The 21705-nt window shown below is 73.0% G+C and carries 20 protein-coding genes; 16 read left to right on the top strand and 4 right to left on the bottom strand.

The window, feature by feature from the left end:
* The first annotated feature begins 56 nt into the window (after window positions 1-56).
* Window positions 57-659 (top strand): TetR family transcriptional regulator, encoded by a 603-nt coding sequence (locus LCN96_RS32620; protein WP_225266267.1) that lies wholly within the window; start codon window positions 57-59, stop codon window positions 657-659.
* A gap of 234 nt (window positions 660-893) precedes the next feature.
* Window positions 894-2591, top strand: a complete 1698-nt coding sequence (locus LCN96_RS32615; RefSeq protein WP_225266266.1) for a SulP family inorganic anion transporter — start codon at window positions 894-896, stop codon at window positions 2589-2591.
* A 242-nt stretch (window positions 2592-2833) separates the two neighbouring features.
* On the opposite strand, the gene LCN96_RS32610 is transcribed toward LCN96_RS32615, so the two are convergent.
* Complete coding sequence (locus tag LCN96_RS32610) at window positions 2834-3805, bottom strand: tyrosine-type recombinase/integrase (RefSeq protein ID WP_225266265.1); 972 nt, start codon at window positions 3803-3805, stop codon at window positions 2834-2836.
* Window positions 3806-3967: 162 nt separating this feature from the next.
* On the opposite strand from LCN96_RS32610, the gene LCN96_RS32605 reads away from it, so the two are divergent.
* The 7 genes from LCN96_RS32605 to LCN96_RS32575 all read left to right on the top strand — a co-directional run bounded on the left by LCN96_RS32605 (window position 3968) and on the right by LCN96_RS32575 (window position 10754).
* A complete protein-coding gene (locus tag LCN96_RS32605) occupies window positions 3968-4366 on the top strand; it encodes an ester cyclase (RefSeq protein ID WP_225266264.1) in 399 nt (132 codons plus the stop codon).
* 148 nt (window positions 4367-4514) lie between these two features.
* A complete protein-coding gene (locus LCN96_RS32600) occupies window positions 4515-6245 on the top strand; it encodes an L-aspartate oxidase (RefSeq protein ID WP_225266263.1) in 1731 nt (576 codons plus the stop codon).
* A gap of 32 nt (window positions 6246-6277) precedes the next feature.
* On the top strand, window positions 6278-7132 hold the full coding sequence (locus LCN96_RS32595) for a universal stress protein (RefSeq protein ID WP_225266262.1): 855 nt from the start codon (window positions 6278-6280) through the stop codon (window positions 7130-7132).
* A 49-nt stretch (window positions 7133-7181) separates the two neighbouring features.
* Window positions 7182-7943 (top strand): SDR family oxidoreductase, encoded by a 762-nt coding sequence (locus LCN96_RS32590; RefSeq protein ID WP_225266261.1) that lies wholly within the window; start codon window positions 7182-7184, stop codon window positions 7941-7943.
* Window positions 7944-8072: 129 nt separating this feature from the next.
* Entirely contained in the window at window positions 8073-8303 is a 231-nt protein-coding gene (locus LCN96_RS32585) for a hypothetical protein (RefSeq protein WP_225266260.1), read from the top strand.
* Window positions 8293-10038, top strand: coding sequence for a ferritin-like domain-containing protein (locus LCN96_RS32580; RefSeq protein WP_225266259.1), 1746 nt, complete (start codon window positions 8293-8295; stop codon window positions 10036-10038). Before LCN96_RS32585 ends, LCN96_RS32580 begins: the two co-directional genes overlap by 11 nt.
* Window positions 10035-10754, top strand: a complete 720-nt coding sequence (locus LCN96_RS32575) for an alpha/beta fold hydrolase (protein WP_225266258.1) — start codon at window positions 10035-10037, stop codon at window positions 10752-10754. Before LCN96_RS32580 ends, LCN96_RS32575 begins: the two co-directional genes overlap by 4 nt.
* An 89-nt stretch (window positions 10755-10843) precedes the next feature.
* Here the strand turns inward: LCN96_RS32575 and LCN96_RS32570 are convergent, their stop codons facing one another.
* A complete protein-coding gene (locus LCN96_RS32570) occupies window positions 10844-11503 on the bottom strand; it encodes a sigma-70 family RNA polymerase sigma factor (RefSeq protein ID WP_225266257.1) in 660 nt (219 codons plus the stop codon).
* Between the two features lie 191 nt (window positions 11504-11694).
* Between LCN96_RS32570 and LCN96_RS32565 the strand changes: the two genes are divergently transcribed.
* From LCN96_RS32565 to LCN96_RS32535, 7 genes are all read left to right on the top strand, one after another.
* The gene (locus LCN96_RS32565) at window positions 11695-14463 is read left to right on the top strand and encodes an AAA family ATPase (protein ID WP_225266256.1); all 2769 of its coding nucleotides are present in this window, start codon (window positions 11695-11697) and stop codon (window positions 14461-14463) included.
* Between the two features lie 104 nt (window positions 14464-14567).
* Window positions 14568-15536: an alpha/beta hydrolase gene (locus tag LCN96_RS32560; RefSeq protein ID WP_225266255.1), complete on the top strand. Its 969-nt coding sequence runs from the start codon at window positions 14568-14570 to the stop codon at window positions 15534-15536.
* A gap of 7 nt (window positions 15537-15543) precedes the next feature.
* The gene (locus LCN96_RS32555) at window positions 15544-16314 is read left to right on the top strand and encodes an alpha/beta fold hydrolase (RefSeq protein ID WP_225266254.1); all 771 of its coding nucleotides are present in this window, start codon (window positions 15544-15546) and stop codon (window positions 16312-16314) included.
* Entirely contained in the window at window positions 16292-16570 is a 279-nt protein-coding gene (locus LCN96_RS32550; protein WP_225266253.1) for a WhiB family transcriptional regulator, read from the top strand. Before LCN96_RS32555 ends, LCN96_RS32550 begins: the two co-directional genes overlap by 23 nt.
* A 33-nt stretch (window positions 16571-16603) precedes the next feature.
* Window positions 16604-17680, top strand: coding sequence for a ferritin-like domain-containing protein (locus tag LCN96_RS32545; protein ID WP_225266252.1), 1077 nt, complete (start codon window positions 16604-16606; stop codon window positions 17678-17680).
* Between the two features lie 22 nt (window positions 17681-17702).
* The gene (locus LCN96_RS32540) at window positions 17703-19361 is read left to right on the top strand and encodes a sodium:solute symporter family protein (protein WP_225266251.1); all 1659 of its coding nucleotides are present in this window, start codon (window positions 17703-17705) and stop codon (window positions 19359-19361) included.
* A gap of 16 nt (window positions 19362-19377) precedes the next feature.
* Window positions 19378-19605, top strand: coding sequence for a hypothetical protein (locus LCN96_RS32535; protein WP_225266250.1), 228 nt, complete (start codon window positions 19378-19380; stop codon window positions 19603-19605).
* Between the two features lie 100 nt (window positions 19606-19705).
* Here LCN96_RS32535 and LCN96_RS32530 read toward each other — a convergent pair whose 3' ends face one another.
* Together LCN96_RS32530 and LCN96_RS32525 are read right to left on the bottom strand one after the other, a co-directional pair.
* Window positions 19706-20146, bottom strand: coding sequence for a cupin domain-containing protein (locus LCN96_RS32530; RefSeq protein ID WP_225266249.1), 441 nt, complete (start codon window positions 20144-20146; stop codon window positions 19706-19708).
* A 95-nt stretch (window positions 20147-20241) separates the two neighbouring features.
* Window positions 20242-21471: a cytochrome P450 family protein gene (locus LCN96_RS32525; protein ID WP_225266248.1), complete on the bottom strand. Its 1230-nt coding sequence runs from the start codon at window positions 21469-21471 to the stop codon at window positions 20242-20244.
* Between the last annotated feature and the right edge of the window lie 234 nt (window positions 21472-21705).

Below are 21705 nucleotides of genomic sequence, written 5' to 3'. Positions count from 1 at the left end.
GTAGTGTTAACTCGGTTAAGATATTAACCAGGTTAACACTTTGCTAGAGTGTGCTCATGACGGGACTGCGGGAGCTGCAGCGGCGGCGCGTGCACGAGGCCATCTCCACGGCGGCCATCACGCTCTTCCTCGATCGCGGCTTCGACGAGGTGTCCGTGGCGGAGGTCGCGGCGGCGGCGGGGGTGTCCAAGCCGACACTGTTCAAGTACTTCGCCTCCAAGGAGGACCTCGTCCTGCACCGCATCGCCGACCATCTCGGCGAGTCGGCCCGGGTGGTGCGCGAGCGGGCCGAGGGGGAGCGGCCGGTGGCGGCGCTGCGCCGCCACTTCCTCGACGGGCTGGCCAGGCACGACCCGATCACCGGCCTCAACGACGAGCCCGAGGTCGTGGCCTATCACCGGATGGTGTTCTTCGAGGCGCCGAGTCTGCTGGGGCGGCTCCACCAGCACATGGCACGCGACGAGGAGGCCCTAGCTGAGGCGCTCGCGGAGACGGCCGACGAGCTGACGGCGCGGCTGCTGGCGGGCCAGGTGGTCGCCACGCAGCGGGTGCTGGCCCGGCGCAACTGGCAGCTCCTGGCCGAAGGGCGGCCGATGGCGGAGGTCGAGGCCGAGGCGGTGCGCGCGGCCCGGCAGGGTTTCGCGATGTTGCCCGCCTGATTCCACCGTGCTTTTCAACCCTTGCCACCATTTCACGCCTGGTGAATATCGCAAGATCGAGAGAGTTTAGCCAGGTAGGAGGGGGTGAAATTGTTATCCTGACAACCTCTTCACGAATTGCAAATTTATGCAATTTGGGACAAGCCGGGGTTGTCTTTACGCGGAAGGAGTGGTGGTGAACGGACCTTTCATGTGCATGCACGGTCACCGTACCGATTCGATCGGTGACACAACGTGATCGGGGTGGTCGTCGCGGGCTGGGAACGCGTACGGTCCGTACTGCCTGAACGGGCGGCCCTGGCCGCCATGCGGCACCAGCCCCGCAACAACCTGCTGGCCGGGCTCACGGTGGCGATCGTCGCGCTGCCGCTGGCGCTCGGGTTCGGCGTCTCCTCCGGCCTCGGCGCCGCCGCCGGCCTGGCCACCGCGGTCGTCGCCGGATCGCTGGCCGCGCTCTTCGGCGGCTCGGCGCTGCAGGTGTCGGGCACCAGCGGCGCGATGACCGTCGTGCTCATGCCCATCATGAGCGACCACGGCGCCACCGGGGTGCTCACCGTCGGGCTGATGGCCGGGCTGCTGCTCGTCATCCTGGCCCTGGCGCGGGCCGGACGTTACATGTCCCTCGTCCCCGCGCCCGTCGTGGCCGGCTTCACCGTCGGCATGGCCTGCGTGATCGGCCTGCAGCAGTTCCCGCACGCGCTCGGCGTCCCCGCGCACGTCAGCGACAAGGTCGCCGTCGTGGCCTGGCACGCCGTCCTCGACTTCCTGGCCAGGCCGCACTGGTGGGCCATGTCGGTCACCTTCGTCGTGGCGGCGGCCCTGGTGGTCGGGGCCAGCCTGCGGCCCAGCGTGCCGTTCTCGCTGCTGGCCGTGGTCGTCGTCACCGTCGTCGCGGAGGTGGCCGAGCTGCCGCTGGCCAGGATCGGCCACCTGCCGCAGGGGCTGCCCGCGCCCTCGCTGGGCTTCCTCGACCTGGAGGTGCTGCCGTCGCTGCTCGCCCCCGCCATCGCGGTGGCGGCGCTGGCCTCCCTGGAGTCGCTGCTGTCGGCCGCCGTGGCCGACAACATGACCGGACGGCACCGCCACGACCCCGACAGGGAGCTGTTCGGCCAGGGCATCGCCAACCTCGTCACCCCGCTGTTCGGCGGCATGCCCGGCACCGGGGCCATCGTCAGGACAGCCGTCAACGTGCGCTCCGGGGCGACCTCCCGGCTGGCGGCGCTGTCCCACGCGCTGATCCTGGGCGCCATCGTCTACACCGCCGCCGGGCTCGTCTCCAAGATCCCGCTCGCTGCGCTGGCGGGGGTGCTGCTGGCGACCGCCGTACGCATGGTGGAGCGTGACTCCGTACGTGCCATGTGGCGCTCCACCAGGAGCGACGCGGTGGTGCTCACGCTCACCGCCGTCGCCACCCTGACCCTCGACACCGTGCTGGCCGTCATCCTCGGCCTCGTGGTGGCGGGGGCGCTGGCGTTGCGCGCCATCGCGCACAACGTGCGCTTCTACCGGGAGCCGCTGCGTCACGACCTGCAGCCGCAGCACACCGAGGACGAGCACGCGCTGCTCGCCGAGCACATCGTCACCTACCGGGTGGACGGGCCGCTGTTCTTCGCCGCCGCCCATCGGCTGCGGACGGACCTGTCTGAGGTGACCGATGTGTCCGTGGTGGTGCTGCGCATGCGCCTGGTCACCACCATCGACGCCAGCGGGGCGATGGTGCTGGCCGACACGATCGAACGGCTCGAACGGCGGGGGATCATGGTGTACGTGTCGGGGATCCTGGACGCGCAGCATCATCAGCCGCTGGATGCTCTGGGGGTGTTCGCGGGGCTGGACAAGGCCGGTCAGGTGTTCGCCACCACCGATGAGGCCATCGCGGCTGCCCGGGAGCGGCTGCACAGCTCCGGCATCGTGCCTCGCCTGGCGGGCTGATCGCCCGTACGCGACCGCTCCGACCGGCACACCCCGCCCGCGTCGGAGCGGCCTCGGCGCTCACGGAGGCGGCGCCCATGGACACGGCCCCAGCCAGGCGGTGCAACCGAAGGCACGCACCTCGGTGTGGTGAGTCGGTGTGGTGAGTCGGTGTGGTGAGCCGGTGTGGTGAGCCGGTGTGGTGAGCCGGTGCGGTGAGCCGGTGCGGTGAGCCGGTGCGGCGAGTCGGTGCGCCGAAGCGGTCAGGCCAGGGGCCGGGCGGCCGGGAGGCGCAGGCGGTCGACGGCTTCGCGGCGCGTCCGCTCGGGCCGCCGATCGTAGCGCGCCGTGGTGGCCGGCGAGGCGTGCCCCACCAGAGCCTGCGCCGTCGCCAGGTCCACCCCCGCGTCCAGCAGCTCTCCGATGAACGTCCGCCGGAAGTCATGCGCGGTCCGCCGCGCCGCCCCCGCCTCCCCGAACCTCCGGGCCAAAATGTCCGCGATGCCCTGCCCCGTCAGCCCCACGGGCCGCCCGTCACGCGTACGCAGCCGCCCCGCCTTGCTGATCGGGCTGAACAGCGCCCCAGCCCCCGGCCCGCGCACCGCCAGCCACCGCTCCACCAGCCCGATCGCATCGGTCGTCAGGTAGACCAGCCGCTCCTTGTCACGCTTGCCCCGCACCCGCAACGACCGCGACCCCGGATCGTAGTCGGCCAGCGTCAGCCCGCCGAGCTCGGCACGGCGGCACCCGGTCGAGTACAGGACGGCGATCAGCGCCGCGTCGCGCACGCCGGCGGGCGAGTCGTCGCACGCCGACAGCGCCGCACCCACCACCTCGGGCGGCACGTGGTGCCCGGTGGGCAGGCGGCTCTGGCGTACGGGGGCCAGGTCGGAGGCGCGGGCGAGGTCCTCGGCGCTGGTCTGCCCCAGCCGCCACGCCTCCTTCAGCACCCGCCGCAACGCCACCAGATGCTTGTTCACGTACGCCGCCGACCAGCCCTGATCGGTGAGCATCGTCCGGATCCGTACGGTGTGCTCGTAACGCAGCAGGTGCCACGGCTGGCCCGCCCCCGTCGCGCTCTCGTCGCCGGTCAGCAGCCGGGCCAGCCGGTCGAGACAGCCACGCATCGTGCGCCGCGACTCGGGGCTGGTCAGGGAGTCGAGATAGACGTGGTACGGGTCACGCGCCGGCTCGACCGGCGGCGCCCCCGGCACGGAAAGGGCAGGCAGGCTCACCCGAACGATCTTAGAAGGGCCAGCGCCGACCCGCCCAGGCCGCCGCTCAGAAGGGCCCTGGCCGGAGGTCGTCCTCGACGAGATACTTGCCCGGGCGCGGCCCGGAGAGGAGGCTTGCTCGTGAACTGATCGGGTCCCTGACTCTCGTGAGGAAGCAGACTGGTGTCCGAACGGAACAAGGCGGCCGCGCGTACGGTGTTCAGCGTCTGGAACACCGGTGATCTCGGCAGGCTCGATGAGATCATCGCGCCGGACGCGGTGCATCACGACCCGTACGACCCACACGGCGGCGAAGGGCTGGCCGGGCTGAAGAAGGCCATCGAGAGCAGCCGTCGGCTCTATCCGGATCTCGACATCCGCGTCGAGGATCAGATCGCCGAAGGCGACCGGGTCGCCACGCGCTGGGTCGCCGCCATGACCCGCGACGGAACGCTCCGTAGCGTGGCGGGAATCACCATAGACAGGTTCGAGGCAGGCAAGATCGTGGAAGCCTGGCGCAGCATGGACATGCTCGGCCTCGTCCGCGCGGAGGGAGCTGACCGGCGGCGCACCGACGCCTGACGGGCAGTGCCCTGCCGCCGTCGAGGCCGAGCCGATCTCAGTGACGGCCGCGCTGTTCCTCGGCCGCGGCAACCGGCATGTCACGATTTCCGCCCCTGTCCTGTCTTGATGGTGAAGTGCGTTCGCCGACGGGGTCAAAGGGAGCACCATGCACGCGCAGGAGCAGCGGATCGCCACATCAGTCCTGGTCATCGGCACGGGAGGAGCCGGGCTGCGGGCCGCGATCGAGCTGGCCGAGCGCGGCGTGGACGTCCTGGCCGTGGGCAAGCGGCCGAAGGCCGACGCGCACACCACGCTCGCGGCGGGCGGCATCAACGCGGCGCTGGCGACGATGGACCCCGAGGACACCTGGCAGCAGCACGCGGCGGACACCCTCAAGGAGAGCTACCTGCTCGCCCATCCCGAGACGGTGCGGATAGTCGCGGAGGGGGCGGCGCGCGGCATCCAGGACCTGGAGCGGTACGGGATGCCGTTCGCCCGCGAGCAGGACGGCCGGATCTCGCTGCGCTTCTTCGGCGCGCACACCTACCGGCGCACCGCCTACGCCGGCGACTACACCGGGCTGGAGATCCAGCGCACGCTGATCAACCGCGCGGCGCAGCTCGCGATCCCCGTCCTGGACACCGTGTACGTCACGCGCCTGCTGGTCCGCGACAACGCGGTCTTCGGCGCGTACGGGTTCGACCTCACCGACGGCAGCCGGTACGTCATCCACGCCGACGCGGTGATCCTGGCCACCGGGGGACACACCCGCATCTGGCGGCGCACCTCCTCGCGGCGCGACGAGAACACCGGCGACTCCTTCCGCCTGGCGGTCCTGGCCGGCTGCCGGATCCGCGACCCCGAGCTGGTGCAGTTCCACCCGTCCGGGCTGATCGCGCCGGAGAACGCGGCCGGCACGCTCGTCTCGGAGGCGGCGCGGGGCGAGGGCGGGATCCTGCGCAACGCGGCGGGGGAGCGGTTCATGGCGCGCTACGACCCGGAGCGGATGGAGCTGTCCACCAGAGACAGGGTCGCGCTGGCCGCGTACACGGAGATCAAGCAGGGCCGCGGCACCCCGGCGGGCGGCGTCTGGCTGGACGTGTCGCACCTGCCGCGCGAGACGATCATGACGCGGCTGCCGCGCGTCTACCAGACGCTGCTGGAGCTGCAGATGCTCGACATCACCAGGGAGCCGATCGAGATCGCGCCGACCGCGCACTACTCGATGGGCGGCGTCTGGGTGCGCCCCGAGGACCACGGCACCGGGGTGGACGGCCTGTACGCGATCGGCGAGGCGGCCAGCGGCCTGCACGGCGCCAACCGCCTGGGCGGCAACTCGCTCATCGAGCTGCTCGTCTACGGCCGCATCGTCGGCCAGGCGGCGGCCGAGCACTCCGCGGGCCTGGAGGCCCAGCGCCGTTCGGCCGACGCGCTCGGCGCGGCCAGGGCCGAGGTGGACGAGCTGCTCGCCGCCGACGGCCCCGAGAACGTGCGGGCGCTGCAGCGCGCCCTGCGCGACATCATGACCGAGCACGCCGGCGTGGTCCGCGACGAGGACGGCCTGCTGACGGGGCTCGGCGAGCTCGCCGCCTTGGAGGCGCGGATGGGCGAGGTGGGCGTGCACCCCGACCTGGCCGGTTTCCAGGACCTGGCGCACGCCTTCGACCTGAAGTCCGCGGCGCTCGCCGCCCGCGCGACGATGGAGGCCGCGCTCGAACGCCGCGAGACCCGCGGCTGCCACAACCGCTCCGACCATCCGGACCTCGACCCCGAGCTGCAGGTCAACCTCGTGTGGTCCGGCCCCGGCGCCGTGGCCCGCGAGGCCGTCCCGCCGGTCCCCGCCGAGATCGCGGCGCTCATGCGCGAGGTCTCGACCGCCGGCAAGCTCGTCGAGTAGCCGGTGACGGGCACCACCATGAAAGGACGACAATGAGCCCTGTAACCGTGGGCGTGGACGACTCCGAGGACAGCCTGCGGGCCGTGGAGTGGGCCGCCGCCGAGGCCGGACGCCGCCGCCGGCCGCTGCTGATCGTGCACGCCTTCATCTGGCCCCTGATGAACGTACCCCTGGGGCCGGCGCCGGGAGCACCGCCGGAGGGCGGGCTCCGGCACGCCGCCGAGCGCATCCTGGAGACCGCCCGCGACCGCGCGCGGATGGTCGCGCCCGAGGTCGGGATCACGACCGAGCTGCCGGAAGGCGAGGCGTTCGCCGTGCTGCTGCGCCACTCGCGCCAGGCGGAGCTGCTCGTCGTGGGCAGCCGCGGGCTGGGCGAGGTCGGCGGTCTGCTGCTGGGCTCGGTGGGCGCCAAGCTGGGCGCCGAGGCCGCCTGCCCCGTCGTGGTCGTACGCGGCTCCGCCCGGCCGGACGGGCCCGTCGTGGCGGGCATCGGCGACCCCGGCGAGAGCGAGGCCGTCCTCGACTTCGCCTGCGCGCATGCCGCCCGCACCGCCGATCCCCTGATGCTGGCGCACGTGGCCGACCGCGGCGGCCCGCCCCTGGCGGAGCCGGAGCTGGCGCGCTGGCAGGAGCGCTTCCCCACGGTCACGATCGACCAGGAGAGCCTGACCGGGCGCCCGGGCAAGGCGCTGACGGACGCCGCGGCCCGGGCGTCCCTGCTCGTCGTCGGCTCCCACCACCGCCACGAGTTCAGCGCGCTGCTGCACGGCTCGGTCAGCCGGAACGTCCTGCACCACGCCGCCTGCCCGGTGGCGATCGTCCCGCTCACCGCGCAGGAATTCTCCGGCAGCCGTCACGAGCCCGAGGGGCTGTCCGGTCATAGCTGATGACCGGGCGGCGACGAGGCGCGGCCCGGCGGACGAGAGAGGAATCCGCATGAAGATCGTGGTGATCGGAGGGACCGGTCTGATCGGGTCGAAGCTGGTGGCCAAGCTGGCTGAGCACGGTCACGAGGCGGTGGCGGCCTCGCCGAACACCGGCGTGAACACCCTCACCGGGGAGGGCCTGGCCGAGGCGCTCACCGGGGCGCAGGTCGTGGTCGACGTGTCGAACTCACCGTCGTTCGAGCGGGAGGCCGTGCTGAAGTTCTTCGAGACCTCCACGGGCAACCTGCTGGAGGCGGAGAAGGCGGCGGGCGTGGGCCACCACGTCGCGGTGTCGATCGTGGGCACCGAGCGCATGCCGGACAACGGCTACTTCGCGGCGAAGATCGCCCAGGAGGGGCTGATCGAGAAGTCGGGCGTCCCGTTCTCGCTGGTGCACTCGACGCAGTTCTTCGAGTTCGCCCGCGGCATCGCCGACGAGGCCACCCGCGACGGCAAGGTGCACGTCGCGCCGGTGCTCTTCCAGCCGATCGCGGGCGACGACGTGGCCGCGGCGGTCGGCAGGACCGCGGTGGGGACGCCGCTGAACGGCAGGGTCGAGATCGCCGGGCCGCAGCAGTACCGGATGGACGAGTTCTTCCGCAAGGCGCTGGCGGTCTGGGGCGACCCGCGCGAGGTGGTCACCGACCCGCACGCCCGCTACTTCGGCAGCGAGCTGGTCGAGCGGTCGCTGGTCCCGCTCGACGACGCCGCCGCCGTGCTGGGCACGATCACCTACCGCGAGTGGCTCGACCGCACCGGCACGGGCAAGTAGGCCCATCACGGCACCGGCGGCGGCCCGCCAGGGTGAGCGCTGCACCCGCCTGTTCGCGTCCGGCCGGATCGGCGTGCGGCCGCCGCACGCCGTCGGCCGGGCACCAAGCACGTCATGGATGGAGGAACGATGAGCGCTCCGAGGGACGAGAACGACTTCCTGCACGAGCTCGAGATCGAGATCGAGGCGGAGGTGACGCTGGCCGAGGCCAGCCGTCCCGCAGAGGTCGCCGAGCTGCCGGTCACCGAGTGGCTGTTCGACCCGACGGACGCCGAACGCGAGGAGATCGAGCTGCGCGGCCTGCTCGACGCCGTCGAGGTGCTGGAGGACGGCTCGCGGCCGGACGACCATGTCGCGTGAGGCGCGGATCGGCACGCTCGACAGCCTGCGTGAGCACCTTCAGTGGGCGATCGAGCTGGAGCACGCGACGCTCCCGCCGTACCTGTGCGCGCTGTACTCGCTGGACCGGGAGCGCAACCCGGAGGCCGCCGCGATCGTGGGCAGCGTCTTCGCCGAGGAGATGCTGCACCTGGCGCTGGCCGCGAACCTGCTCAACGCCGTCGGCGGCCGGCCCCGCCTGGACACGCCGCGGATGCTCCCGCCGCATCCGCGGCGCCTGCCGCACGGCGACCGGTCCCTGGAGCTGTCCCTGGCGCCCTTCGGAGCGCAGGCGCTGGAGATGTTCCTGCGGCTGGAACGGCCGGCGCCCGCCGGGGCCGCGCCGGAGGGCGACGACTACGAGACGATCGGCCAGTTCTACGCCGCGATCGAGCTGGGGCTGCGTGAGCTGTGCGACCGGCTCGGCGAGCAGGTGGTCTTCTCCGGCGACCCGGCCCGCCAGGTGCACGCCGGTCACTTCCGGCACACCGCAGGCCGGCTCGTCGCCGTCCACGACCTGAAGTCGGCGCTGGCGGCGCTGGAGGAGATCGTCGAGCAGGGCGAGGGCAACTCCCACGGCGAGGTCTGGGACGGCGACAAGGACGTCCTGCACCCCGAGCGGGACGAGGTCGCCCACTACTACCGGTTCCAGGAGCTCAAGCTCGGCCGGCGCTACCGGCGCGGCGACACCCCGGGCTCCGGCCCCACCGGCGAGCCGGTCCGGGTGGACCCGGCCGGGGTGCGCCCGATGCCGGTCAACCCGCGCCCTGCCGAGCCGGGCAGCGCCGTCCGCAAGGCCCAGGACGAGTTCGACCACACCTACGGTGCCGTCCTGCACCTGCTGGAGCGGGCGTTCGACGGCAACCCGAGGCTGCTCGCGGTCGCCACCGGCACCATGTACGCGCTCAAGGCCCAGGCCCTGGCCCTGATGGAGCAGGGCGCCGGCCCCACGTTCCGCTACGTGGCGCCGGAGCGCCGCAGGTGGAGCGTCGGCGACGAGCGGCGCGTCGTCGTCCTGCGCGACGGCCCGTACGTGGTGTACGGCAGCGTCCCGCTCCGGCGCAAACGCAAGCTCGTCTCCTCCGGCGACGACGCGCTGACCTGGCAGACCGGCGAGCCGCTGGAGACCGAGGACACCTACGCGCTGTGCCGCTGCGGCCACTCGGGCAGCAAGCCGTTCTGCGACGGCACGCACGCCGTGATCGGCTTCGACGGCACCGAGGCCGCGGTCATGCGCCCGTACCGGGAGTTGCAGCACGTGCACGACGGGGTCGGCATCTCGGCGCAGCGGGTGGGGGAGCTGTGCATCCACGCCGCCTTCTGCATCGGCCGCACCAGGCCGATCGCCGCGATGCTCGCCGACACCGAAGACAGCGACGTGCGCTCGGCTGTCATGGGCCGTATCGACCACTGCCCGTCCGGCTCCTACAGCTACGCGATCGAGCGCGGCGGCGAGAGCGTCGAGGTCGACCTGCCGCAGGCCATCTCGGTCCTGGAGGAGGAGGACGGGCTGGCCAGCGCGCTGTGGGTCACGGGCGGGGTGCCGGTCGTCCGCTCGGACGGCGTGCCGCTGGAGACCCGCAACCGGATGACGCTGTGCCGCTGCGGCCACTCCGGCAACAAGCCGCTGTGCGACGGCACCCACCGGGAGATCGGCTTCCACGAGGAACAACCCGCCGATCAGCAACTCACCACGAGAGAAGGAATGACGTCATGACCGAACAGCCCGTCGTCGTGCTGGTGCACGGCGCCTTCGCCGAGTCGGCCTCTTGGAACCGGGTCATCAAGCGCCTGCACGGCCATGGGCTGTCGGCGGTCGCGGTGGCGAACCCGCTGCGCGACGTCGAGGGGGACGCCGCGTACGTGCGCGACGTGATCGCCGGCCTCGGCCGGCCGGTCGTCCTGGCCGGCCACTCCTACGGCGGCATGGTGATCACCCAGGCGGCGGCCGGCGACCCGGCCGTGCGGGCCCTGGTGTACGTCGGCGCCTTCGCGCCCGAGCCGGGCGAGAGCGCCTTGCTGCTGTCGGCCAAGTTCGAGGGCAGCACGCTGGGGGAGGCGCTGATCGCCTACCCGGTGGCGTCCGGGGGGAACGAGTTCCGCATCGACCCCGCGAAGTTCCACCACCAGTTCTGTGCCGACGTGGACGCCGGTGAGGCCGCGCTGATGGCCGCGACCCAGCGGCCGGTCACCGAGCGGGCGCTGCGGGACGAGCCGACGGTGGCCGAGCCGGCCTGGCGCGGCATCCCGTCGTGGTTCGTGCACGGTGAGCGTGATCTGAACATCCCCGCCGCGGCGTTGCGTTTCATGGCCGAGCGGGCCGGCTCGCGCGGCACCCGCGAGGTCCCCGGCGCCTCGCACGCGCTGGCCGTCTCCGAGCCCGACGCCGTGACCGCCACCATCGTCGAGGCCGTCCGCGCCACGGACGGCTGAACGCCGGACGGTCCGCAGTGGCCCGCGGTGGGAGCCCGGCTCCCGTCGCGGGCCTTTCCGATGCCGCCCCCTGCCCCCCGGCAGAACGCTCAGCGCGCGACGTCGGCGGCGAGCAGGCTCTCCAGCGCGGCCAGGTCCCCGGTGCGGGCGGCGGTGAGGAAGGTGCGCACGAGGCGCTGGTGCGCGGCGCGGCTCACCGGATGCACCCGTCCGGTGGCGAGGTGGTGGCGGGCCCGCCGCAGGAGCTGCCGCGTGTGCTCCTCGCTCAGGTGGAGCACCTCGCCGATCTGCCGATACGGATACTCGAAGGCCGTACGCAGAAGGTAGACGGCCCGCTCCGCCGGGGTCAGCCGCTGCAACATCAACCGGATCGCGCCGTCCACGGCCTCATGCCGCTCGGCCGCCGTCTCAGGGCTGACGGACGGGTCAGGCGTCTCCGGCAACCACGGCCCCGCCGAGGTCTCGCGGCGTTTGCGCGCCGACTGGGTGACATTGATGGCCAGCCTCGTGGTGGTCAGCGCCAGGAACGCGGCCGGGCTGGCCACGATCGAGCGGTTGGCCCTGGCCCAGCGCAGCCACGTCTCCTGCACCACGTCCTCGGCCTCCCCGACGTCCTGCAGAACGCGCAGGCCGATCGCGTAGAGCCGGGGCGCGGCGCTGACGAACGTGGCGGCGGCGCCGTCCCACCCGCTGATCGGGCGGTCGTCGGTCTGCTCGACGCGGTTCGCGTACGACTCCAGCAAACTCACGGTCTCAACTCCGTTCACAGCCGGCATCCGGCGGATGCCACTGTGATCACGGTCGTCGTCGGGACCCCTCCATCGCGCCCCGGGAACACCGTGGTCGATACCCTGGCCCGGGTACCCTGGGGGCCCCAGGACCCCCGGGGGTCACGGGGGCCGCCGCGCATCGCCGGTGATCGGAGCAGGACGGAGGCTCGGTGGCAAGCAGAGGCCCTGGGCCGCGCCTTCGCGGGCGGCAGGCCGAGTGCGAGAGGCTGGACCGGCTGGTGGCCACCGTGCAGGGCGGCCGCAGCTCGGTGCTCATCTTGCGCGGTGAGCCGGGCATCGGCAAGAGCGCACTGCTGGAGCACACCCGCGACAGCGCCACCGGATGCAGGCTGACCAGGGCGGCGGGCGTCGAATCCGAGATGGAGCTGGCCTTCGGCGGCCTGCACCAGCTCTGCGCGCCGTTCCTCGACCACCTCCCGCACCTGCCCGAGCCGCAGCGCGAGGCGCTGAGCACGGCGTTCGGCCTGAGCGCGGGCACGCCGCCGGACCGGTTCCTGGTCGGGCTGGCGGTGCTCAGCCTGCTCGCCGACGTGGCCGAGAAGGAGCCGCTGATCTGCCTCGTCGACGACGCCCAGTGGCTCGACACCGTCTCCGCGCAGACCATCGCCTTCGTCGTGCGGCGCCTGCTCGCCGAACGGATCGGGCTGGTCATCGCGGTCCGCGACCACCACCTGGAGACCGAGCTGGCCGGCCTGCCGCAGCTCGACCTGGGCCGCCTGGGTGACGGCGACGCCCGTGCCCTGCTGGACTCCGCGACCCCCGGGCGGCTGGACGAGCAGGTCAGGGACCGCATCGTGGCCGAGGCGCAGGGCAACCCGCTGGCCCTGCTGGAGCTGCCCAGGGGGCTGACCCCGGCCGAGCTGGCGGGCGGCTTCGGCCGGCCCGACGCGCGGCCGCTGGCCAGCCAGATCGAGCAGAGCTTCCTGCGGCGCGTGCAGTCCCTGCCCCCGCGCACCCAGCGGCTGCTGCTGGTCGCGGCGGCCGAGCCGGTGGGCGACGTGACATTGCTGGCGCGGGCCGCGGGCCTGCTGGGCATCGAGCCCGCCGCCGCGGGGCCGGCTGAGGCGGCGGGCCTGATCACGATCGGGACCCGGGTTCGGTTCCGCCACCCCCTGGTCCGCTCCGCGGCCTACCGGGTCGCGGCGCCGCAGGAGCGGCAGGCCGTGCACCGCGCGCTGGCCGACGCGACCGACGCGCGGGCCGATCCCGACCGGCGGGCCTGGCACCTGGCCAACGCCACGCCGGGCCCCGACGAGACGGTGGCCGCCGAGCTGGTCCGCTCCGCCGGCCGGGCCCAGGCCCGTGGCGGGGTCGCGGCCGCCGCCGCGTTCCTCGAACGGGCGGCCGAGCTGACCCCCGACGCCGCTCTGCGCGGCGCCAGGGCGCTGGCGGCGGCCCGCGACAAGTACCAGGCCGGCGGGTACGACGCCGCGCTCGAACTGCTCGACGCGGCCGAGCTCAGCCCCCTCGACGAGCACCGGCTCGCCGAGGCCAGCCTGCTGCGCGGCCGGATCACGTTCGCCTCCACCAGCGCGGGCGCCGCCCTGCCGCTGCTGCTCAAGGCAGGCAGGCACCTCGAACCGCTGGACCCCGCGCTGGCCCGCGAGACCTACCGCGACGCGCTGTACGCGGCACTCACCGCCGGCCGCCTGGCGAACGGCGCCCAGGTGGCGGACGTCGCCAGGGCGGCGCTCGCCGCCCCGCCCGGCCCGCCCCCCGAGCGCAACGACCTGCTCCTGAACGGCACGGCGACGGCGGCCATCGAGGGGTACACGGCGGGCACGCCCATGGTGCTGCGCGCCCTGGACGCCTTCCGCACCGACGGCGTCTCCAGGCAGGAGGGCCTGGGCTGGCTCCCGCTCGCCTGCCGCATGGCCCACAACGTCTGGGACTTCGACAGCTACGCGGCCCTGTCCGCCCGGCTGGTGGACCTGGCCCGCGAGACGGGCGCGCTGTCCGTGCTGCCGTCGGCGCTGCTGCTGCACCTGTCGGCCCAGGTCCTGGCCGGCGAGCTGGACGCCGCGGGCGCGCTGGTCGCCGAGGCGATGACGATCGGCGAGGTGACGGGCAGCCGCTTCATGGCCCAGTACGGAGCCCTGGTGCTGGAGCCTTGGCGAGGCAGCGAGGCCGCGACCCTCCAGGTCATCGAGACGATCACCCGCGACACGGCGCTGCAGGGCGAGGGCAAGGTGGCCACCGCCACCCAGTGGGCCCGCGCGGTGCTGTACAACGCCCACGGCCGCTACGAGGAGGCGTTCGCCGCGGCGGAACGCGGCGCCGAGCACCCCCGGGAGCTGGGGCTGTCCACCTGGTCCACGATCGAGCTGGTCGAGGCCGCGGCCAGGAGCGGCAGACGGGCCCGCGCCGCCGAGGCCGCCCGGCGGCTCGACGAGATGGCCGGGGCCAGCGGCACCGACTGGGCGCTCGGCACCGCGGCGAGCGCGCGGGCCCAGGTGAGCGACGGGCAGGCCGCCGACGCCCGCTACCGGGAGGCGATCGAGCGGCTCGGCCGTACCGGCGTCAGGATGACGCTCGCCCGCACCCACCTGCTCTACGGCGAGTGGCTGCGCCGCGAGAACCGCCGCGTCGACGCGCGCGAGCAGCTCGGCCTGGCCCACGAGCTGCTCGGCCGGATGGGCGCCGAGGCGTTCGCCGAACGCGCCAGGCGCGAGCTGCAGGCCACCGGCGAGACCGTACGCAGACGCCCCGTCGAGGCGCGTGCCACGCTGACCGCGCACGAGGCGCAGGTCGCCCGCCTGGCCGCCGACGGGCTGACGAACTCCGAGATCGGCGCGCAGCTCTACATCAGCCCGCACACCGTCGAATGGCACCTGCGCAAGATCTTCGTCAAGCTCGGCATCGCCTCCCGCAGGCAGCTGCGCGAGGCGCTGCCCGGAGGCGCCGCCGCCACCGCCTGACGGCTCCCTCCCTCTCCGCCCGCTGTCACGAGCCGGGACGCCGCCCGGTCCAAGGGGGTGAAGGCCGGCCGCGAAGGCCGGTCACCAGTGAGAGGGAGATCCCCATGACCGAGATCGTCCTGGAGCCGGCGGCGCAGGAGTTCGCCGACGCGACGGCCGAACCGCCGTTCGTGTACGAGCTTGGCACGCAGGGTGCCCGCAAGCTGCTGGACGGCGTGCAGGCCGGCGAGGTGGCCAAGCCGGAGGTGGACGAGAAGTGGATCGTCGTGCCCGCCGGGGCCGGTGACGTGCGGGTGCGGATCGTCAAGCCGGTGGGCGCCACGGGGGCGCTGCCCACCGTCCTGTACGTGCACGGCGGCGGCTGGGTGCTGGGCAACGCGGGCACCCACGACCGGCTCGTCCGCGAGCTGTCCGTGGGCGCGCAGGCGGCGGTGGTGTTCGTGGAGTACGACCGCTCGCCGGAGGCGCGTTACCCGGTGGCGATCGAGCAGGCGTACGCCACCGCCCAGTGGATCACCAAGGACGGCGCGGCCGAGGGCCTGGACGCCTCCAGGCTGGCCGTGGCGGGCGACTCGGTCGGCGGCAACATGACGGCGGCGCTGACGATCATGGCCAAGCGGCGCGGCGACGTCCGCTTCACGCACCAGTCGCTGTACTACCCGGTCACCGACGCCGGCCAGGACACCGGCAGCTACCGCGAGTTCGCCGACGGCCCCCACCTGACCGCCAAGGCCATGGCCTGGTTCTGGGACGCCTACACCACCGACCCCGCGCAGCGCGCCGAGATCACCGCCTCCCCGCTGCGCGCCACGCTGGAGGACCTGGCGGGGCTGCCGCCGGCGTTCGTCATCGTGGACGAGAACGACGTGCTGCGCGACGAGGGCGAGGCCTACGCCCGCAAGCTGACGGCGGCCGGCGTGCCGACGACCAGCGTCCGCTACAACGGCACGCTGCACGACTTCATGATGCTCAACCCCGTGCGCGACACGCGTGCCGCGCGGGCCGCCACCGCCCAGGCCGTCGCCGTGCTCAGGGCCGCGCTGGGCTCCGCCGACGACCTCGTGCGCGGGTGACGCCGGCGTGCCTGCGATCCTCATTCACGGCGTTCCCGACACCCACCGCGTCTGGGCGGGCGTCCGCCGGCACCTGACGCGTACGGACGTGGAGGCGTGGGACCTGCCGGGCTTCGGCGCCCCGCGCCCGCTCGGCTTCGGCAGCACCAAGGAGGAGTACGCCGACTGGCTGATCGGCCGGCTGGAGCAGGTCGGCGAGCCGGTGGACCTGGTCGGCCACGACTGGGGCTGCATCCTCACCGCCCGCGCCGCCTGCCTGCGCCCCGACCTGGTACGCACCTGGGCCGGCGGCAACGGCCCGATCAGCGCCCGCTACCCGTGGCACCCGCTGGCCAGGATCTGGCAGGACCCGGTCGAGGGCGACCGCTTCATGGCCGAGCTGACGCCCGAGGGCTTCGCCGCGGACCTCATCAGCGGCTTCGAGGTGCCCGGCGGCCCGGCCAGGGAGATGGCGCGGCACGTGGACGCGCCGATGAGGGACAGCGTACTCAAGCTCTACCGCTCGGCGGTGCGCATGGGCGCCGAGTGGGAGCCGGACCTGGCCAAGCTGACCGCGCCCGCCCTGGTGATCTGGGGCTCGCGCGACCCGGCCTGCCCGGTGGAGTTCGCCGACGAGCTGGGCCGGGCCATCGGGGCGGAACACGTGATCAAGCTCGTCGACTGCAACCACTGGCCGCTGCTGCAGCAGCCCGAGCGGGTGGCGGCGGCGCTCGAAGAGCACTGGCGGCGCCACTCACCGTCACCAGGCGGAGATCATGACCGGCCGGCCGGCTCGTGAGCCCCGCTCACCCCTGCGGTGGACCGATCACGCCGCCTGCCAGGACGCCGACCCCGGCCTGTTCTTCCCGATCACCTGGGACGAGCATCCGGGCCGCGGCCAGGAGCAGGCCCGGCGCATCTGCCAGAGCTGCCCGGTGCGGGCCGTCTGCCTCGACTGGGCCCTGGCGACCGGCGAACCGGACGGCATGTGGGGCGGCACCACCCCCGAGGAGCGCCGCCGCATCCGCAACCGCCGGCGACTGGCCACGGCCTGAGCCGGCACTTCCGACAAGAACCGAAGGACACCGATGAAGAACCTGGAACCGGGGCAGAGCGTCACCGCTCCCGGGCCCGCCCCGATCGACACCCTCGACAGCCTGCGCGAGCACCTGCAGTGGGCGATCGAGCTGGAGCAGGCGACGCTGCCCTCGTACCTGTGCGCGCTGTACTCGCTGGACCCGGAGCGCAACCCCGACGCGGTGGAGGTCGTGGGCAGCGTCTTCGCCGAGGAGATGCTGCACCTGGCCCTGGCCGCGAACCTGCTCAACGCCGTGGGCGGCAGGCCGCGCCTCGACACGCCGCGGATGCTGCCGCCCTACCCCCGGCGGCTGCCGCACAGCTCCCTGGAGCTGTCGCTGCTGCCGTTCGGCCCGCGGGCGCTGGAGATGTTCCTGCGCCTGGAGCAGCCGGCGCCCCCCGGCGCGCCGGCGGAGGGCGACGGCTACGAGACGATCGGCCAGTTCTACGACGCCGTCGAGCAGGGGCTGCGGCACCTGCGCGAGCAGCTCGGCGAGCAGGCCGTCTTCAGCGGCGACCCCGCCCGCCAGGTGAGCGGCACCCACTTCCGGCACACCGCCGGCTCGCTGTTCGCGGTGGAGGACCTGGAGTCGGCGCTGGGCGCGCTGGAGGAGATCGTCGAGCAGGGCGAGGGCACCGCCAGGGGCGAGGTCTGGGACGGCGACCAGGACATCTTCCACCCCGACCGGGACGAGGTCGCCCACTACTACCGCCTCATGGAGCTCAAGCTCGGCCGCCGCTACCGGCGCGGCGACACCCCGCAGTCCGGCCCCACCGGCGAGCCGGTCCAGGTGAACCTGGCCGCCGTCCGGCCGATGCGGCCCGACCCGAAGCTGTCCGACCACGCCCCTGGCAGCGCCGTCCGCGTCGCGCAGGAGCAGTTCAACCGCACCTACTGCACGCTGCTGAACCAGCTCGAGCAGGCCTTCGACGGCGACCCCAAGCTGCTCGGCGCCGCCGTCGGCACCATGTACGGGCTCAAGGGCCAGGCCGTCGCCCTGATGGCGATGCCCGACGAGGACGGCACGAAGGAGGGCACGGTGGCCGGGCCCACCTTCGACTACGTGCCACCGGAGTCACGCGCGTAGCCGCCGGAAAGGACTGATCCCCGTGGACAACCCGCTGAGGATCGGCGCGGAGCTCATCGACTACGCGCTGATCCTCGTCTATTTCGCCGTCGTCCTGCTGGTCGGGTTCGCCGCCCGCCGGCGGATCTCCAGCAGCCTGGACTTCCTGCTGTCGGGGCGGTCGCTGCCGGCCTGGATCACCGGGCTGGCGTTCATCTCGGCCAACCTCGGCGCCGTCGAGGTCATCGGCATGTCGGCCAACGGTGCCGAGTACGGCATGCCGACCATGCACTACTACTGGATCGGCGCGGTGCCGGCCATGCTGTTCCTCGGCGTGGTGATGATGCCGTTCTACTACGGCTCCAAGGTGCGCAGCGTGCCGGAGTTCATGCGCCGCCGCTTCGGCCCGGGCGCGCACCTGGTGAACGCGATCACCTTCGCCCTGGCGCAGGTGCTGATCGCGGGGATCAACCTGTTCCTGCTGGCCACCGTGGTCAACAGCCTGCTCGGCTGGCCGCTGTGGGTGGCGCTGATCCTGGCCGCCGCGATCGTGCTCAGCTACATCACGCTGGGCGGGCTGTCGGCCGCCATCTACAACGAGGTGCTGCAGTTCTTCGTCATCGTCGCCGCGCTGCTGCCCCTCACCCTCATCGGGCTGCACCGGGTCGGCGGCGTCGGCGGCCTGATCGACCGCATCCAGGACAGCGAGGAGCTGCGCTCGTGGCCGGGCACCGCGCTGGCCGGCTTCGGCAGCCCGGTCCTGTCCGTGGTCGGCATCGTCTTCGGCCTGGGCTTCGTGCTCTCCTTCGGCTACTGGACCACCAACTTCGTGGAGGTCCAGCGGGCCATGGCGACCAGCTCGATGACGGCCGCGCGCAACACCCCGATCATCGCCTCGTTCCCGAAGATGTTCATCCCGTTCATCGTGGTGATCCCCGGCATGATCGCCGGGGTGCTGGTGCCGGAGGTGGTCCGGCTGAAGGCCGGCGACCCGGCGGCCGGGGTCACCTACAACGACTCGATCCTGCTGCTGATCCGCGACACGCTGCCCACCGGGCTGCTCGGCCTCGCGCTGACCGGCCTGCTGGCCGCGTTCATGGCCGGCATGGCGGCCAACATCTCCGCCTTCAACACCGTCTTCAGCTACGACCTGTGGCAGCAGTACGTGCGCAGGGGCCGCTCCGACGGCTACTACCTCAAGGTCGGCCGCTGGGCCACCGTCGGCGCCACCCTGCTGGCCATCGGCACCGCGTTCATCGCCGCCGGCTACGGCAACCTGATGACCTACCTGCAGACCCTGTTCGGCTTCTTCAACGCCCCGCTGTTCGCCACCTTCATCCTCGGCATCTGCTGGAAGCGCATGACCCCCGCCGCCGGCTGGATCGGCCTGGTCTCCGGCACGCTGGGCGCGATCGCCGTCTGGCTGGCCAACGAGACCGGCCTGGTCTCCCTGCCCGGGCAGGGCGCCGCGTTCGTCTCCGCCGGGGTGGCGTTCGTGGTGGACCTCGTGGTCAGCGTGCTGGTCAGCCTGGCCACCAAGCCGAAACCGGCCGGCGAGCTGGCCGGGCTGGTCTTCTCCGGGACGCCCGAGGCCGCCCGCACCGACCCCGCCGGGGCCCGGCTGCCCTGGTACCGCACGCCGGTCAAGCTCGCGGGCCTGTCCCTGCTGCTCGTCACCACCCTCAACGTGATCTTCCGATAGAACCAGGAGCCCGGACATGACCACACCGCGCAAGGCCGGCGCGTTCGACATCCGCATCGTCATCGCCGGCCTGATCGGCTTCTACGGCGCCGTGCTGACCGTCATGGGGATCGTCGCCGACACGGCCGCCGACCGGGCCAGGACCGGCGACGTGAACGCCAACCTGTGGGCCGGCCTCGGCATGCTGGCGGTCGCCGCCGCCTTCGCGATCTCGGCCCGGCTGCGTCCCGTACTGGTCGAATGACCGCCCCCGCCCCGAAACGTGCGGGGCGGACCTGCGAAAGGCCACCGGTCACCCCTCGCGGGGTGGCCGGTGGCCTTGTCTCAGGACGAGCGCACCGCGGTCATGACCGCGGCGCGCGGCGGTCCCTGCGGGCTTCCAGCTCCTCCGCGCTGACCGGGATCAGCATCGGCTGCCCCGGCGCGCAGAACATCGTCACCACGAAGGCCGACTCCTCGTCCTCCAGGTGGTTGCCGTCCTGGTAGTGGATCACGTCGCCACCGGGCTCCCAGAACGCCTCACCGGCCCGGACGACCCGCACCGGGTCGCCTTCGAGCTCGAAGTTGACGGCCCCCTTGACCACGTACCCGTAGGCGGGTCCCGAGTGCCGGTGCGGCGGCGCGCCTGGGCTCTTCGGCGGCAACGTGACCAGGAGCGTCATCGCCTCGGCGCCCTCGGGCGCGGGCGGCGCCCCCGGCACGGTGGCGACCACGTCGATCCTCGGCGGCGGGCCGCTCTTGTCGGGGTTGTCGAGGTGGTGGCCGTGGGCGTGGTCGGTGCTCATCAGGCATCCTTCGCGTTCAGCGGCCGGCGGGTCCGGCCGTGTACAGCTCAGACAAGACAGCACCCCCGGCACGTGACAGCTCCCCTGGCGGCGTGTCACCCGGCGGCGTGCAGCCGCACGGGCAGTGCCTGGTGACCGTTGCTGATGAGGGTGGGTATCGGCCGCAACGACTCGGCCGGCACCGCGAGCGACAGGTCGGGGAACCGCTCGAAGAGCTGGCGCAGGGCCTCGGCGACCTCCAGGCGGGCCAGGGGAGCGCCGAGGCAGAAGTGCACGCCGTAGCCGAACGCCAGATGGTCCTTCATCCTGCGGGTGACGTCGAAGGTGTCGGCCTCAGCCCCGTGCCAGCCGGGGTGGCGGTTGGCGGCCCCGTACGCCGCCAGGATCGGCTCCCCGGCGGCGATGACCTGCCCGTCGGGCAGCTGGAGGTCCGTCACCGCGAAGCGCAGCGGCAGGTACTTGATGGCGGGCTCGGCGCGCAGCGTCTCCTCCACCACCTCCTCCCACGCCACCTGGCCGTCCCGCACGAGGCGCAGCTGCTCGGGGGACGTCAGCATGGCGTGGACGGCCTGGTCGATGACGTTGACAGTCGTCTCGTACCCGGCGCTGATCATCAGGATCATCGTGTCGCGCAGCTCGACGCCGGTGAGGCCGGAGCCGTCGTGCTCCTCGTCGCGGGCCGCGATGAGCAGGGAGGTCATGTCGTCGCCCGGCTCGGCGCGCTTGGTGGCGATCAGCTCCTCGATGTGCTCGAAGAGCCGCAGGTTGTTCGCCTGGGCCTGCTCGGGCGTGAGCGTGCTGTCGAAGACGTTGTCGACGATCTCGCGGAAGTCGCTCCGCTGGTCCTGCGGCACGCCCATCAGGTGGCCGATCACCGCGATGGGCAGCGGGTAGGCCAGCCGCTCGCGCAGGTCCACCACCTGCCCGTCAGGCACCGCGGCGAGCTCGTCCATCAGCTCGGTGACCAGGGCCTGCACGGTCGGCTTCAGCTCGGCGATGCGGCGCGCGCTGAAGGCGGGCGCGACCATCCGCCTCAGCCTGCGGTGCTCGGCGCCGTACGCGGTGAGCATGCTCTGCACCTCGATCCACAGGGCCAGCGGCCACGTCCGGATCGTCTCCTGGAAGCGCGGGTAGTGGGCGCGGCCGTTCTTGGACACGTCGGGGCTGGTCAGCAGGGTCTTGAGCAGGACGGGGTCGGACACCGCCCAGGCGCGCAGGCCCAGGACGTCCACGGGCGTGGCGGGGCCGCGCGCCCGCAGGGCCTGGTACTCGGCGTGGCGGTCGGCGCCGGTGGGATCGATGACGAAGGGGCGGGGCTGGGACACGGGTCGTCTCCTTCATTCCGCGTCGGCGAAACGGGCTCTGGAGACGTTGACCGGGTAGCCGGGGGGATGCGTGACAGTCAGGCCCCGGCGGTGAAACTCCCCGCCACTTTCAACCTATAGCGCACCGGGGGCCTTGCGGCAAGACGGGGGTCGTGCCGCACAATCAACGGCTGGGGCCACCGACCTGCGGAAACCGCGCCGTACGCGCGTTCCGCCTGAGCCGCTGGCCGACAC

Origin of the sequence: Nonomuraea gerenzanensis, from assembly GCF_020215645.1 — a bacterium.
Taxonomy (GTDB): domain Bacteria; phylum Actinomycetota; class Actinomycetes; order Streptosporangiales; family Streptosporangiaceae; genus Nonomuraea; species Nonomuraea gerenzanensis.
The sequence above is the reverse complement of the archived record's forward strand: the minus strand, read 5'-3'. Positions and strand labels throughout refer to the sequence as shown.